Origin of the sequence: Winogradskyella endarachnes, from assembly GCF_009741275.1 — a bacterium.
GTDB lineage: Bacteria > Bacteroidota > Bacteroidia > Flavobacteriales > Flavobacteriaceae > Winogradskyella > Winogradskyella endarachnes.
In genome coordinates, this window is sequence record NZ_WOWS01000002.1 from 334,768 (window position 1) to 350,527 (window position 15,760).

General features: G+C 30.8%; 17 protein-coding genes. 11 read left to right on the forward strand and 6 right to left on the reverse strand.

Features of this window, described 5'->3' with window-relative positions:
- Positions 1-47: 47 nt before the first annotated feature.
- From GN138_RS06170 to GN138_RS06190, 5 genes are all read left to right on the forward strand, one after another.
- Complete coding sequence (locus tag GN138_RS06170) at positions 48-1,118, forward strand: 3-oxoacyl-ACP synthase III family protein (protein WP_157362921.1); 1,071 nt, start codon at positions 48-50, stop codon at positions 1,116-1,118.
- A gap of 2 nt (positions 1,119-1,120) precedes the next feature.
- Complete coding sequence (locus GN138_RS06175; RefSeq protein WP_157362922.1) at positions 1,121-1,336, forward strand: acyl carrier protein; 216 nt, start codon at positions 1,121-1,123, stop codon at positions 1,334-1,336.
- 71 nt (positions 1,337-1,407) lie between these two features.
- Positions 1,408-2,073, forward strand: coding sequence for an LbetaH domain-containing protein (locus GN138_RS06180; protein WP_157362923.1), 666 nt, complete (start codon positions 1,408-1,410; stop codon positions 2,071-2,073).
- A gap of 100 nt (positions 2,074-2,173) precedes the next feature.
- On the forward strand, positions 2,174-2,947 hold the full coding sequence (locus GN138_RS06185) for a hydroxypyruvate isomerase family protein (RefSeq protein WP_157362924.1): 774 nt from the start codon (positions 2,174-2,176) through the stop codon (positions 2,945-2,947).
- Positions 2,948-3,182: 235 nt separating this feature from the next.
- A complete protein-coding gene (locus tag GN138_RS06190; protein WP_157362925.1) occupies positions 3,183-3,641 on the forward strand; it encodes an RNA methyltransferase in 459 nt (152 codons plus the stop codon).
- An 87-nt stretch (positions 3,642-3,728) separates the two neighbouring features.
- Here GN138_RS06190 and rho read toward each other — a convergent pair whose 3' ends face one another.
- Positions 3,729-5,441 (reverse strand): transcription termination factor Rho, encoded by a 1,713-nt coding sequence (rho, locus tag GN138_RS06195; protein ID WP_157362926.1) that lies wholly within the window; start codon positions 5,439-5,441, stop codon positions 3,729-3,731.
- A gap of 214 nt (positions 5,442-5,655) precedes the next feature.
- Here rho and GN138_RS06200 point away from each other — a divergent pair, with 214 nt between their 5' ends.
- The gene (locus tag GN138_RS06200) at positions 5,656-6,066 is read left to right on the forward strand and encodes a DUF4293 domain-containing protein (RefSeq protein WP_157362927.1); all 411 of its coding nucleotides are present in this window, start codon (positions 5,656-5,658) and stop codon (positions 6,064-6,066) included.
- Between the two features lie 63 nt (positions 6,067-6,129).
- Here GN138_RS06200 and GN138_RS06205 read toward each other — a convergent pair whose 3' ends face one another.
- Positions 6,130-6,624 (reverse strand): metallophosphoesterase family protein, encoded by a 495-nt coding sequence (locus GN138_RS06205; RefSeq protein ID WP_157362928.1) that lies wholly within the window; start codon positions 6,622-6,624, stop codon positions 6,130-6,132.
- A 121-nt stretch (positions 6,625-6,745) separates the two neighbouring features.
- Between GN138_RS06205 and truA the strand changes: the two genes are divergently transcribed.
- On the forward strand, positions 6,746-7,492 hold the full coding sequence (truA, locus tag GN138_RS06210; RefSeq protein WP_157362929.1) for a tRNA pseudouridine(38-40) synthase TruA: 747 nt from the start codon (positions 6,746-6,748) through the stop codon (positions 7,490-7,492).
- Between the two features lie 28 nt (positions 7,493-7,520).
- On the forward strand, positions 7,521-9,290 hold the full coding sequence (locus GN138_RS06215; RefSeq protein WP_157362930.1) for an ABC transporter ATP-binding protein: 1,770 nt from the start codon (positions 7,521-7,523) through the stop codon (positions 9,288-9,290).
- A gap of 9 nt (positions 9,291-9,299) precedes the next feature.
- On the opposite strand, the gene GN138_RS06220 is transcribed toward GN138_RS06215, so the two are convergent.
- The 4 genes from GN138_RS06220 to folP form a co-directional block, all read right to left on the reverse strand.
- Complete coding sequence (locus tag GN138_RS06220; protein ID WP_157362931.1) at positions 9,300-10,079, reverse strand: DUF3667 domain-containing protein; 780 nt, start codon at positions 10,077-10,079, stop codon at positions 9,300-9,302.
- Entirely contained in the window at positions 10,079-10,861 is a 783-nt protein-coding gene (gene cdaA / locus GN138_RS06225; RefSeq protein WP_157362932.1) for a diadenylate cyclase CdaA, read from the reverse strand. Before cdaA ends, GN138_RS06220 begins: the two co-directional genes overlap by 1 nt.
- Before the next feature lie 107 nt (positions 10,862-10,968).
- Positions 10,969-11,676 carry a hypothetical protein gene (locus GN138_RS06230; RefSeq protein ID WP_157362933.1) on the reverse strand — a complete coding sequence of 236 codons (708 nt, stop codon included), beginning with the start codon at positions 11,674-11,676 and terminating at the stop codon, positions 10,969-10,971.
- 55 nt (positions 11,677-11,731) lie between these two features.
- Positions 11,732-12,559 carry a dihydropteroate synthase gene (gene folP / locus GN138_RS06235; protein ID WP_157362934.1) on the reverse strand — a complete coding sequence of 276 codons (828 nt, stop codon included), beginning with the start codon at positions 12,557-12,559 and terminating at the stop codon, positions 11,732-11,734.
- A 188-nt stretch (positions 12,560-12,747) separates the two neighbouring features.
- On the opposite strand from folP, the gene GN138_RS06240 reads away from it, so the two are divergent.
- The 3 genes from GN138_RS06240 (at position 12,748) to GN138_RS06250 (ending at position 15,684) form a co-directional block, all read left to right on the forward strand.
- Positions 12,748-13,290 carry a DUF1599 domain-containing protein gene (locus GN138_RS06240; protein ID WP_157362935.1) on the forward strand — a complete coding sequence of 181 codons (543 nt, stop codon included), beginning with the start codon at positions 12,748-12,750 and terminating at the stop codon, positions 13,288-13,290.
- A gap of 84 nt (positions 13,291-13,374) precedes the next feature.
- On the forward strand, positions 13,375-14,469 hold the full coding sequence (locus GN138_RS06245) for a BT_3928 family protein (RefSeq protein WP_157362936.1): 1,095 nt from the start codon (positions 13,375-13,377) through the stop codon (positions 14,467-14,469).
- A 138-nt stretch (positions 14,470-14,607) separates the two neighbouring features.
- On the forward strand, positions 14,608-15,684 hold the full coding sequence (locus GN138_RS06250) for an ABC transporter permease (protein ID WP_157362937.1): 1,077 nt from the start codon (positions 14,608-14,610) through the stop codon (positions 15,682-15,684).
- Positions 15,685-15,760: the final 76 nt, after the last annotated feature.

The following is a 15,760-nucleotide window of genomic DNA, read 5'->3' on the forward strand; positions in this document are numbered from 1 at the left end:
GTTGCATTTAAGTTGAAAGGGGAGTAATTTGAATAATAAAACACACAATGAATTTAAAATTTAGGAATAAAAAAATAACAGGAATACTAAGTGTGGTTCCTGAGAATGAAATTAAGTTTGATGATGAATTAGAAAATTATGCCTTTTCTAAAAGTCAATCTATGAAACTAAAACTCATTATGGGTTACAACAAAAGAAGAGTTGTTAGTAAAGAAACTACAGTTTCAGATTTGTGCATCCATGGTTTGCAATACCTTTTTGATACCAATAAATTAAATAAAGATGATATTGATGGGATTGTTTTAGTATCACAATCACCAGATTATTTTATTCCATCAACAAGTCATGTAATTCAGGGAAAATTAGGCTTAAAATCTGATATGGTATGTTTAGATATTAGTCAGGCATGTTCTGGTTATGCTATTGGCTTGTCACAAGCATTTATGCTATTGGATCAAGAGGATATTAATAAAGTTGTAGTTTTAAATGGAGATACATATAGTCAAAAAGTTTCTGTTCAAGACAGAGGTAGTGGTCCAATAACTGGTGATGCTGTAGGAATAACTATTGTAGAAAAGAGCAATGAAGATAATATAATTTATGGCTCAATAAATACCGATGGTTCTGGTTCAGATGCGCTTATAATTCCGGCAGGTGGATTTAGAACACCATCTACTCCTGAGACGTCAGTGTTAGTGCAAGACAATAAGGGTAATACAAGGTCATTAGATCATTTAGTAATGAAAGGTGATGATGTGTTTAATTTTGTTCAAAGAGAAGTGCCACCAATGATAAATAAACTTCTAGAAAGGGCTAAAGTAAATAAAGATGATGTAGATTATTTTATGTTTCATCAACCTAATAAATTTATGCTAAAAAAATTAGCCGATAAAATGGATGTGACTTACGATAAGATGCCTAATAATATTGTTGAGAATTTTGGAAACTCAAACAGTGCAACAATACCATTAAATATTAGTTTTAACCTAGGAGATAAAATATTAAGAAACTCGTATTTTCTATGCTTAGCTGGTTTTGGAGCCGGTTTAAGTTGGTCGTCTTTATTACTTGAAGTAGGGCATTTAGATTTTTGCGAAATAATAAATTATAATAATTAAATATGGAAGATTTTATACCTTCTTTAGCAGAACTTTTAGAGGAGGAATCAGTTGAGCTTACTGATGCATTAGATTCATTTGAAGCATGGGATTCATTAACAATTTTGTCAATGATTGCTTTTTTTGATTCGGAGTATAATGTTCAATTGTCTGCTGAAGAAATTGAAAATTCAGAAACAGTACAAGGCATTAAAGACCTTGTAGAAAGTAAAATGTAATAGGTTTTTATAATCTAGCTATTAATTAAATAATAAGTTTTTAAGGGGAACTTATAAAAAAAACATAAAGTATGAGAAATGTAATAATTTTAGGAACAGGAGGATGCGCAGCCGAACTCACATTCTTAATTGAAGATAATAATGCTAAATTACCAGCAGATCATTGGATCAATATTTTGGGATATATTGATTATGCTGATCATTTAAAAGATAACTATGATAAGTATGATTTTGAAGCTCCTGTCCTTTGTGATATAGATAGTTACCAACCAAAGCCAGACGAAGAAGTCCTAATCGGAGTTATGGATATTGCTTTTAAAGGTAAAATGATTAAAGCACTAAAAGAGAAGAATGCCAAAATTGGTAGTTTTTTTCATCACTCAGTTGTTATGCCTCCAAATTTAAATATAGGTGAAGGCAACATTGTTTTTCCGTTCTGTATTATAGAAAAATATGCTACCGTAGGTAATTACAATCTTCTTATTTCATATAGCTTTATTGCCCACGACTGTGTGGTAGGAGATAATAACTTTCTCTCTGGTGCAGGTATTGCAGGATCTGTAAAAGTTGGTAATAATAATTATTTCGGACTTAGATCAACAGTAGTGCCAGGTGTAACTATAGGAAACGGAAATACTATACAAGCCGGAATGTTAGTAGATAAAAATGTAAAAGACGATACTACGGTGTTTTACAGGTTTAAAGAGAAAGTTATGGCAATACCAAAGCCAAATTAAGCTCATCTTCTTTTTTAATAAATTCAATATTTACTCAATGGAGTTATGCATACATATGCACATTGGTAATGGGTATTGCAAATTTTTATAATTTTAAAAAATGGTTTTAAATAATAATATTAAACACAGTGTAGTTCGTTGGCCTTATGGAAGAATGGGGATGGAAGAATTTTTAAAATCTTTAAACGAAATTGGCGTTACCGCAATTGAGTTAGTAGAACCAGAAGATTATCCGTTATTAAAAAAGTATAACATTCATTGTGCAATGTGTCAAGGTGCAGAAATCAGTTTTTCAGAAGGATGGAACAATCCTAAATACCATGATGAGTTAATTAAGCGATATTCTGAAATGATACCTCATATTGCAGAAGCTGGTTATACAAACCTTATTTGTTTTAGTGGAAGTAGAGCAGAAATAAGTGATGAAGAAGGATTAAAAAATTGTGTGGTAGGATTAAATAAAATATTACCTATAGCAAAAGAGCACAATGTGGTTTTACACATGGAATTATTAAACAGCAGAACCGCACCGCATAAAGATTACATGTGCGATAACACAAAATTTGGTGTAGAATTATGCCAACAATTGGATTCAGATAACTTTAAATTATTATATGATATCTATCACATGCAAGTTATGGAAGGTGATATTATTAAAACAATTAGAGTCAACCATCAGTATTTTGGGCATTATCATACAGCTGGGAATCCTGGTCGTGGTCCTTTAGATGACACTCAAGAATTAAATTATCCTGCTATTATGAAAGCTATCGTAAAAACCGGATTTACGGGTTACGTAGGACAAGAGTTTATGCCAAAAGGGAAAAATAAAATTGAAGCTTTACAAACAGGTATTAAAATTTGTGATGTTTAGTTTAAGATAAAAAGCGAGAACTCTTCAAGAATAAGTTTGTTAATAAGAAGGGATATTTATCCTAAGATGTAAAGCTATAGTAAAAAGTAGTTAAAACTCATACTATCTATTTCAAGGATTAGAATCTGTAACTTAGTTTGAAATTAGTACTTTTAGATAATCCTATTATGATTTCAATTAATTTCTAAAACTTTATTTATTTCATTTAGAACAATAGCTTTGTTAGTTTTGTGATATGAATGATAATTTCACAAATGAATTCTTTGGAATCGGAATTCAAAATGGAAAAACACCAGAAAATCTTGGTGTACTTTGGCGTTCAGCTCAAAACTTAGGAGCGAGTTTTATTTTTACTATCGGTAATCGTTATGCCAAACAAGCTTGTGATACGCATAATGCGGTAAAGTCAATGCCGTATTTTCATTATGATACATTTGAAGATTTCTACAATAACATACCAAAAGGCGCAAGGCTGGTTGGAGTAGAGTTAACTGAAGATGCTGTAGCTTTAGAAACGTTTCATCACCCAAGACGTTGTGTTTATTTACTTGGTGCAGAAGATCATGGTTTATCTAAACAAGCTATTGAAAAAAGTCATTTTCTAATAAAATTTCAATCGCAATTAAGTCTTAATGTTTCGGTTGCAGGAAGTATAGTAATGTACGATAGAGGAATTGCTAAACCACGAGTGTAATTTAAGAGTCAAATTTTTCAGAACAAAACATAAAAAAAACCTTGAACGATAAATTCAAGGTTTTTTAATATAATATTTTGAAAGGTTTTATCCATTCATAGATATCAAAAACTCTTCATTATTTCTTGTTTGTTTAAAACGGTCGTTAATGAATTCCATAGCTTCAACAGGGTTCATATCTGCTAAATACTTACGCATTACCCACATTCTTTGAATGGTGTTAGCATCTAGTAAAATATCATCACGTCTTGTACTAGAAGATGTTAAATCAATTGCTGGGAATATTCTACGGTTAGAAATCTTACGATCTAACTGAAGTTCCATGTTACCAGTTCCTTTAAATTCTTCAAAAATTACCTCATCCATTTTAGAACCAGTTTCTGTTAATGCTGTAGCAATAATAGTTAAGGAGCCACCATTTTCAATATTACGTGCAGCACCAAAGAAACGTTTTGGTTTATGTAAAGCATTGGCATCAACACCACCAGAAAGTATTTTACCAGATGCAGGTTGAACCGTGTTATAAGCTCTTGCTAAACGTGTAATAGAATCTAATAAAATTACCACATCATGGCCACATTCTACTAAGCGTTTTGCTTTTTCTAAAACAATATTAGCAATTCTTACATGCTCGTGCGCTTCTTTATCAAACGTAGAAGCTATCACTTCGCCACGTACATTACGCTGCATATCTGTTACTTCCTCTGGACGTTCATCAATTAATAAAATCATTTGATAAACCTCAGGATGGTTAGCTGCAATAGCATTGGCAACATCCTTAAGTAACATGGTTTTTCCTGTCTTTGGTTGAGAAACAATCATACCACGTTGTCCTTTTCCTATAGGCGCAAATAAATCCATAATACGCGTAGAAATTGTGGCTTGCTTCTCTGCTATGTTAAATTTCTCTTGTGGAAATAATGGTGTTAAATGCTCAAAAGCAACTCTATCTCTTACAACGTTTGGGTTTTGACCATTAATTTTACTCACTTTAATTAAAGGGAAATATTTTTCACCTTCTTTAGGAGGTCTTACATGGCCAAGTACAGTGTCTCCAGTTTTTAAGCCAAATAAACGAATTTGAGATTGTGAAACATAAATATCATCTGGAGAAGATAAATAATTATAATCAGATGATCTTAAAAAACCATAACCATCTTGCATAATGTCTAATACACCTTCACTTTCAATAATAGCGTCAAATTCAAAATCTGGCTCACGATAACGGTTTCTACTATCCTTATTGCCATTGTTTTTTTGATTATTATTGTTTCTATTATTATTGTCTTTAGAGCGGTTTTGTCTCTTATCATTGTTATGATTAGAGTTAGAACGCTTTTTGTCGTTAGACTTGTTATCTTGATTTTTTTGCTGGCCATTATCTTTGTTGGCCTTATCATTTTGCGATTTGTCATCGCTTTGCGACGTATCGCTAGAGTTATCTGTTTTGGTCTTAGAATTCCTAGGTTTCTGAACTCTAGGTTTAGCCGTTTTTGATTTAGCATCCTTTTTTTCAACGTTATCAGAAAATTCTAAGGATTTTTGATCAGTAGATTCTTGTGTTTTTTTCTGAACTCTAGTACGTTTTTGAGGTGCTTTCTTAGCAGCAGGTTTAGGTTCTGCTTTTGCTTCAGTAGCGACTTTTGCCTCTACAGCACCAGGATTAGCTGCTTGGTAATCTAAGATTTGATATACCAAGTCTAATTTTTTTTGAGCACGGTATTTTGGTACATTTAGTTGTTTAGCTATCTCCTGTAATTCAGGCAGTTTTTTAGCTTTTAACTGAGAAATTTCAAACATTCGTATGTTGTATATGTATTATAATTTGATATTATTAATTCAATGTTTTCTAAATGAAATAAAAGAAAAAAAGTGAGATTAATTTGGAAGATTAGAAAGACGCTATTATTTATACCGCTTCTTTCTACTGCAATAATACAAATTTATTTTAAAACATTTTCTATCTTTTTAAAAAATAAACACCTAATTTTGCAGAACTTTTTTAATAAAAGATATGATTCAACGCATTCAAACCTTATATTTATTTTTAGCCGCGGTTATTTCTGCAGGTTTAATATTTGTGTTTCACCTGTGGACAAATAATGATGGTGTAGAAATATATGCCATTAATAATTATTTGTTTTTAGGCTTGTTTTTAGGTTCAGCATTATTATCTTTGATTTCGATTTTTAGATTTAAAGACAGAAAGTCTCAATTTGTTTTGGGCAGACTTAATATAATATTAAACTTTATTTTACTAGGAATCTTAGTTTATGAATCTTCAAAAGTACCTGGAGAAATTAGTTTTTCTGAGAAAGGTATTGGGATTCTTCTTCCTATTTTTTCTATTGTGTGTTTAGTCTTGGCTAACAAGGCTATTAAAAAGGATGAAGATCTTGTAAAATCTGTAGATCGTTTACGATAGACCTAAAATCTTAGTAGTATTAGTGTGAAAAACCCAGTCGCTGCCGACTGGGTTTTTTGTTTTTTATCGAGATTCAAATTCTATAACTTCTAATTCTTTTATGTTTTTACCATCAATTTTAAATCGTAACATGGTTCTTATTTTGTGAAAACCGTGTTTACCAGCAGCACCAGGATTAATGTGTAAAAGATCTAACTTTTTATCTGGCATTACTTTTAAAATGTGAGAATGACCTGTAATGAAGATATCTGGAGGATTTGCAACCAAAGCATCTTTAACTTTATTGTTATATTTTGGAGGATAACCACCAATATGCGTAATCCATACGTCTACATCTTCGCACATAAATCTGTTATGAAGCGGAAATTCTGTTCGGGCTTTAGCATCATCAATATTGCCATAAACGGCTTTTAGTGGTTTGAGTTGCTTTATTTTATCTGTAACAGCTAAATTACCAATATCCCCTGCATGCCAAACTTCATCTGCTTGTTTTACATGGTTTAATATGGCATTATCAATATAACTGTGCGTATCTGATAAGAGAAGTATTTTTTTCATTTTATACTGAACTTGATTTACTATTGCATTCTTTTAAGCCAGAAAACTATAACTTTATATTTTAGGATTTCTTTAGCATCTAAAACAGTAACTTTGTACCTTAACAAATGTAAGATTTCTATTGCGATATTTCATTGAACTTTCATATAATGGTAAAACATATCATGGCTGGCAAAATCAGCCCAATGCTATTTCTGTACAAGAAGTATTAGAAAAAGCGATGTCTACTATTTTAAAAACTGAAATTTCAATAATGGGAGCCGGTAGAACTGATGCTGGAGTGCATGCGTCTCAAATGTTTGCGCATTTTGATTTTGATGGTGATTTTAAATCTTATGATTTGGTTTATAAACTCAATTCGTTTTTACCAAATGATATTGCTATAACTTCAATTTTTGAAGTAAAACCTGATGCACATGCTAGGTTTCATGCTTTAAGCAGAATGTATCATTATAAAATTTCGACTTCAAAAAATGTATTTGACTATGATTATGCTTACCAAGTGCATTTACCTTTAGATGTCGATGCCATGAATGAAGCTTGTAAACTATTATTTCAGTATAAAGATTTTCAATGCTTTTCAAAAACAAATACAGATGTAAAAACCTATAATTGTGACATTATGGAAGCATTTTGGACACAAACAGAGCACCAATTAGTTTTTACCATTAAGGCAGACCGATTTTTACGAAATATGGTGAGAGCTATTGTTGGTACTATGATTAATATAGGTTTAGGTAAATTGAAACCTGAAGATTTACACCAAATAATAAGCTCAAAAAGTAGAAGTGAAGCTGGTTTTTCAGTTCCTGCACATGGTTTATATTTGGTAGAAATAATCTATCCTAAAACAATTGAGATAAATTAAAAATTTACTGAAACAAGTTCAGTACAAGATGGCAGAAAAAGAAAAGAAAATATTTGATGTGTCCTTGTTTACACGATTATTACAATACATAAAACCGTATCGTACTGTATTTGTAATCTCACTATTTTGTGTTATTGGATTGGCTGTATTTGGTGCTTTTAGACCATATGTGTTAAAAGAAGCCATAGATGTAAAAATTGCAAACAAAGAATATAATGGGTTTGTATTATACATGGTAATAATGCTTGCGTTATTAATTTTAGAAGTGATTTCGCAGTTATTATTTATCTACTATGCGAGTTGGCTAGGGCAATCTGTAGTAAAAGATATACGTGTAAAATTATTTAAGCATATGCTTAAATTTAAAATGACCTATTTTGATAAATCATCTGTTGGTGTGTTAATAACCAGAGCGGTAACAGATATGGAACGTATTGCAGATATTTTTGGACAAGGCTTATTTATGATTTTTAGTGACATATTAAAAATGCTTGTTGTTGCTGGTTTTATGGCTGTTATAAACTTAAAATTAAGTCTTATTGTTTTTGTTACGATGCCAATAGTAATATTTGCAACAAAAATTTTTCAGAAGTATATGAAACGTGCTTTTGAAGATGTAAGAACGGAAGTTTCTAATCTAAATTCTTTTGTGCAAGAACGTGTAACAGGAATGAAAATTCTTCAGTTATTTACAAGAGAAGAAACCGAATATAAAAAGTTTAAAGCCATAAATGAGCGTCATAAAAATGGTTGGATAAAAACGGTTTGGTATAACTCAATTTTCTTTCCAATTGCAGAATTTTTAGGGTCTTTAACTTTAGGAATGGTAATATTAGTTGGTGGTTTTGATACAGTTTCGGATCATCCTGGAACAACCTTAGGAGATTTAATATCCTTTACCATGTTTATTCCTATGTTGTTTAGACCACTAAATCAAATTGCAAATAAGTTTAACACCCTACAAATGGGAATGGTTGCTGCTGACCGTGTTTTTAAAGTATTAGATACAACATCTAATATTGATGATTCTGGTACTATTGAAGCTAAGCATTTTAAAGGTGAAATATCATTTAAGGATGTTAGATTCTCGTACATTAAAGATGAAGAAGTATTAAAAGGAATTTCGCTTAATGTAAAAGCAGGAGAAACTGTGGCTATTGTTGGGGCAACAGGAGCAGGAAAGTCTACCATTATTAATTTATTAAATCGTTTTTACGATATTAATTCCGGAAGCATTAAAATTGATAATACAGATATTAAAGCAATGACTTTGAGTACTCTTAGAAGTCAAATTGCGGTTGTATTGCAAGATGTGTTTTTATTTGCGGATACAATTCTTAATAATATTACATTAAATAATGAGCATATAACAGAAGAGGATGTTGTAACAGCAGCAAAAGCTATTGGAATTCACAATTTTATATCGAGCCTACCTAACGGTTATCATTATAATGTAAAAGAGAGAGGTGTGATGTTATCTTCTGGTCAGCGTCAACTTATTTCATTTTTAAGAGCTTATGTCACTAATCCGAGTATTTTAATTTTAGATGAAGCAACGTCTTCCGTAGATTCTTATTCAGAACAATTAATACAAGATGCCACCGATAAGATTACTGAAGGTAGAACCTCAATTGTAATTGCACATAGATTAGCAACCATACAACAAGCTGATAAAATTATTGTAATGGATGCTGGTGAAATTGTTGAGATAGGAACACATAAATCACTCCTCGAAAAAGAAACCGGTTATTACAAAAATCTTTACGAAGTTCAGTTTTTAAAACCCGAAGCTGTTTAAAATTTTTATTTAAGAAAGTATTATAACAAGAAAGGCAAATAACATACCTGCTATAATAAGTAGAGATACAGCCACAAAGCCAACAATAATAAATCTTAATAATGTTGCCCAAAAATTGTCCTTAAATATGCGTTTTAAAATATAAAACAAATATATAATTGTAGGTAGAATTAGTAAAGATGAAACAAGCATGTAATCTACACCAAAAATAGATGATATAATTGCTGTTACCGCTGTTAAGATTATAACTTGAGCATAGTAATATAAATTAATTACAATATGTTCCGTGAAATTGAACTGTCTTTCTCTTAATAAATAATAGGTAATCCATGTGCCAAATGCATAAAATGGAACTGTTGCTATGTAAATTAAACTTTGATATTTGTTAAAAGAATCTGGATTTAAATCTTTAAAAGGGTTGTTTTCTTTAGAATTTGTAGTAGCGTTAAACCCGTCTGCAAATCCATTTTGAAAATATAGTGTTTCCTTAAAAAATGTACTCATAATAAATAATTGAATACCAGCAAGTGTTAAAGCAATAGCAAAATATTGTAAAACGTCAATATATCTTTTTCTAGTACCATTTATGTAACCAATTATTACAGTTTCTGGTTGTGTAAATAGATGAATAAAAGTTTTTAAAAATTTATTGTCTAAACAAATAAACTGTTCATTTACTTGCGCTACCAAAACTTTTGGCTTTAACCTGTTTTGAATAATTTTTGCACCACATTCATCACAATATTTTTGTGTGTCGTTAAGTATGTTATTGCAATTTTTGCAGGTCACTATTGTAAGTCTTCTTTTATTTTTTGGGTAAGTTCTGCAGTATCTTTAAATATTACAAAATCACCATTTTTTATATAAGAAATTTGCCCAGTTTCTTCACTAACACAAAGGGCAAGCGCGTCGGTTTTTTCTGTAATACCAATTGCTGCTCTATGTCTTAAACCAAAACGTTCCGGAATATTTTTATCATTGTTAACAGGTAGAATTACACGTGTTGCTTTTACAATGTTTTTTTCTATAATTACGGCACCATCGTGCAAAGGACTGTTTTTAAAAAAAATACTTTCTATAATAGGTTGAGAGACTAAAATATTCATCTCATCACCAGTGTCAGTTAAAAAATCGAGATTGTTATTACGTTCTATTACAATTAAAGCACCTGTATTTGTTGCTCCCATTTTATTACATGCAGTAATAATAGCATCAACATCTGTAGAGGTTTGATCTTCGTTTTTTAAGAATTTAAAGTTTTTAAAAATTCCTTTTTTACCACCAATGTTAGTTGAACCTACAAGTAATAAAAATTTTCTAATTTCTGGTTGAAAGACCACAATTAAAGCTATAATACCAACCTTCATAAAACCATCAAAAATGCTATACAGCATCTGCATATTGAGATAGTCGGTTAAACGCCAAGCAAAATAAATAACTAATATTCCGATAAAAATATTGATGGCAACCGTGCCTTTTACAAGCTTGTATATGTAATACAGAAGAATAGCCACAAGGAAGACATCCACGAAGTCTATAAATCTAAAATCCCAAAGTTGTAAGTTTTCCAAGCGGTTAGTGTTTTTGCTAATTTAATAATTTATGTTTAGTTGAAAAGAATAATTTACATCTTCATTTTTTAGACTTTCAGGTTTTTAAAACCTGACAGGTCTTGTGCCTAGTAAATGTATTGAAAATGTCCTAATATAATTTCATCATTAAGAAATTTTGACAATTCAGATTTAATTGAAATATAATCTTGAAAGGTTAGATCCTTGTCAAAATATAAATTGAGTGTAAATCCATTTGCGACTATTTGAGAGTCATAAATTGGAATTTCACTTATATATTGTGATATAGGTATAAATCCATTTTTATATTTAACAAGTCCATTTTTGTTAAAAATTACAGATAAGCTAATATAGCCATGTTCTAGAACACCTTTTCTATAATGTTCGTCAGATGGATTTAAAATTTGAAGATTAATTGAGTCGTTTTCAATATCAATTAATTTATAATAATCTTCAGTAAAATCCATAAATCCCAAATTCTGAATACTAATATCATTACAAGAAAAATAATTTTTGGCATCTTCGTTTTTATGCATTTCTGCATTTCGTTTTTTGTCTTGTAAAAATTTAATGTGAGGAATAGCTTGTCTTAAAGTCAGTCGTTTATCAACATTAACCAACCAATTGGTTGTAATTATTAAATTCTTTCGGTTTAATAACGTAGAATCTGGTTGCGTTTCGTCATAAAAAATATAAGCAGGAGACACGTCTAAAACTTCTGTAACTTCTGCGTTTTCAATTTCTGGTAATAGTAAAACGCGTTCGTTATTACAGCTTAAGCAACTTATAATTAAGATAAAGTAAATAAAGCGCATGAGATTAGATTAAAATGTTTTTAAATATAACATAGACTCATTAGGTTTTAAAAACCTACGAGGTTTGTAATTGATTGTATAGTGTAATGCACTCCATGGCTTCTTTTATATCATGGACACGTAATAGTTTAGCACCTTTTTGTAAAGCAACCATGTGTAAAGCCGTTGTGCCATTTAATGCTTTTTGCGAGGTTGAATTTAAAGTTTTATAAATCATAGATTTCCTAGAAATTCCGGCAAGGATAGGTTGGTCTAACATCTGCAGTAAGTCTAGTTGATTCAATAATTGAAAATTTTGTTCTGTTGTTTTTGCAAATCCAAAACCTGGATCTATAATAATATCATTTATTTTTTCTTGGTGTGCAGCTTTAATTCGTTCGGCAAAATAAGAAATTACTTCTTTGGTTAAATCAGTGTATTGGGTTTGCTGCTGCATGGTTTTGGGCGTACCTTTCATATGCATCATAATGTATGGTACACTAAGTTTTCCAACAGTTGCAAGCATATTAGCATCGAGTTGACCAGCAGAAATATCATTCACTAAAGCAGCACCAGCTTCAATACTTTGTTTAGCAACATTACTCCTAAAAGTATCAATAGAAATTAAGGTTTCAGGAAAATGTTTCAAGATTAACTCAATAACAGGTAACACACGGTTAAGCTCTTCGGCCTCGCAAACATCATCTGCATTAGGTCTAGAACTGTAACCACCAATATCTATAAAAGTGGCTTGGTGTTTTAGCATGGTTTCCACCTGATTTAATATTTCGGTTTCAGCCTTGTATTTGCCACCATCAAAAAATGAATCTGGCGTAACATTAAGGATTCCCATTACTTTAGGAGTTGATAAATCAATTAATTTTCCTTTACAATTTATAGTCATGTTTAATCTTAAAAAGGCGTTAAGAAAACTTTAAACCTCAAACTTTGAACTTCTAATTTATTTATGCGAAATTTACGGAAAATTTACTCGATAATCGAGAATTACATATTTCTAGTAAAGCCGTTACTCTAATTAGATTTAGACTAACAAATTTTACAATCTGATTACTAGAATCTAATTTTTAATAGATGCAAGATACTTCAAAACAATACGATGCAGTTATCGCAAAATGTAGAGCCCTTTTTGTAAATAAAATGAGTGATTATGGTAGTGCATGGCGAATTTTAAGATTACCATCTTTAACCGACCAGATTTTTATTAAAGCACAACGCATTAGAGGCTTGCAACAAAACGATGTTAGAAAAGTAGATGAAGGCGAAGTAAGTGAGTTTATTGGTATTATTAATTATTGTGCCATGGCATTGGTGCAGTTAGATAAAGGTGTGGTAGAACAACCAGATTTAAATACGGAAGAAGCTACAGAACTTTACGATGAAAAAATTGCAGTAACTAAACAGTTAATGCTAGACAAAAATCACGATTATGGTGAAGCATGGAGAGATATGCGTGTAAGCTCATTAACCGATTTAATTTTACAAAAATTATTACGTGTTAAACAGATTGAAGATAATGCTGGTAAAACCATAGTAAGTGAAGGAATTGATGCTAATTATCAAGACATGATTAATTACGCGGTCTTTGCCATGATTCATTTAGGTGAAAGTGAATAATTTAATAGTCTTGCAATTGGCAAGATTTTTTAGAGAATAATTAATTTAAAATAGATTTCTGTTAGTTCAGAAATGAAAAAAGAGATGAAATACATAGTACACCTTAGTAGAATATTCACAGGAATATTATTTATTATTTCAGGATTTATAAAACTTAATGATCCTCTTGGGTTTTCGTACAAACTAGAAGAATATTTTAGTGCAGATGTTTTAAATATGGAATTTTTAATTCCGTTTGCCCTTGGTATTTCTGTAATTGTGGTAGTATTTGAGGTTGTTTTGGGTGTGTTTCTATTAATAGGTTATAAACCAAAATTTACAGTATGGAGCCTATTATTAATGATTATATTTTTTACATTTTTAACCTTTTATTCTGCTTATTTCGATAAAGTTAAAGATTGTGGGTGCTTTGGTGATGCTCTAAAACTTACACCATGGGAAAGCTTCTCTAAAGATTTAATCTTATTGGCTTTAATACTAATCTTGTTTGTAGGTATAAAATATATTAAGCCAATTTTTACAAAACTGCCAACAACTGTTATTGCACTAATAAGTTTTGTTGTTTCCCTTTGGTTTGGTTACCATGTGTTAATGCATTTACCTTCAATAGATTTTAGAGCTTATGCTATTGGTAAAAACATTAAAGAACAAATGGTTATACCAGAGGATGCAGCCAAACCAGTTTCAGAATATACTTGGACATTTAATGTAAATGGTGAAGACCAAGAATTTGTAACTAATGGTAGTTACCCAAAAGTAGATGGGGAATATGTTGGTGTAGAAACTGAAGTTATTGATGAAGGTTACATTCCTCCAATACAAGATTTCACTATTGAAGATAATGGAGAAGATAAATTAGATTATTTTTTACAGCAAGATAAACTGCTAATTATAACCTCTTATGTGATACAAAAAGCAGAAAAGGATGGTGTAGGTAAATTACAAGCTTTTACAGATAAAGCAATTTCTAAAGGTTATACTGTAATAGGAATAACAGCATCTGGTGAAAATGATATTATTAAATTACAAGAAGCTAATGACCTTAAATTTAAATTTTATGCTACCGACGAGAAAGTGGTTAAAACTATTGTGCGTTCTAATCCTGGTGTAATTATTTTAAACAAAGGTACAGTTGTAAACAAAGCACATTGGAATGATTTTGAAGATGTAGAATTGTAGTTTTCAGTATTTAGCAGCAGTAAGAATATTACAGTCTTCAGTAAACAGTAATAAGTTTTTATTTATTAAATGTTTGCCTTGAAAGTTTTAAATTTAATATTTTAAAAGCCAAAAGCCAAAAGCTAAAAAACCAACAACCTGATACGATATTTAATAAATAAAATCTTCTATGCATTCATCACTTTATTAGGTGTTGTAACAGTCATTTTCTTTTTATTTAATATTCTACCTGGTGATCCTGCAAAAATGATGTTGGGCCAAAATCAAACTGCCGAACAAGTCGCAGCTGTGAAGCAGAAATACGGATTTGATAAACCTATTGGCACACAGTTTTTATATTATCTTAATGATTTATCTCCAATTTCATTTCATTCAAATTCGCAAACAGATTACACGTTTTTAAGTTTAAATAAATACACAGCAACAAAACTATTTACATTAGGGAATACAACTACAGTTCTAAAAGCACCATATCTCAGAGAATCTTTTACAAAACAAGGTAAAAAGGTAACACAGGTAATTGGCGAAACTATACCAAACACCTTTGTCTTGGCAGTTTCAGCCATTTTTATTGCAATAATTTTAGGGATTACATTTGGTGTTATTTCGGCATTATATAAGGACACTTGGATAGACAAATCTATTCAAATACTAAGTACCTTTGGTATGAGTGTGCCTTCATTTTTTTCTGCGATACTGTTCGCATGGTTATTCGGTTTTGTATTGCACAACTACACCAATTTAGAAATGACAGGCAGTTTGTATGAGCTCGATGATTTTGGAGAAAAAATGACCATAAAATGGAAAAACCTCATACTACCAGCCATCGTTTTAGGTATAAGACCATTGGCAGTAGTAATTCAATTAATGAGAAATTCTTTGTTAGAAGTTCTCAATCAAGATTATATTAGAACTGCTAGAGCTAAAGGCTTAAGTGAGTTTCAGGTTATAAAAAACCATGCTATAAAAAATGCATTAAATCCTGTAGTAACAGCAATTTCTGGTTGGTTTGCATCCATGTTGGCAGGAGCCGTTTTTGTAGAATACATTTTTGGGTGGAATGGCCTCGGAAAAGAAATCGTAAATGCTCTTAACACATTAGACTTACCTATAATAATGGGAGCCGTTTTAGTTATTGCCATTATCTTCATAACTATCAATATATTTGTAGATATTATCTACGCATGGTTAGACCCAAGAGTAAAATTATCTTAATAAATCGCTAGAATTTTTTATAAATTACCGTTTCAACTTTATAATAAAAATTAATTCGTATTTCTACAACGTTTGC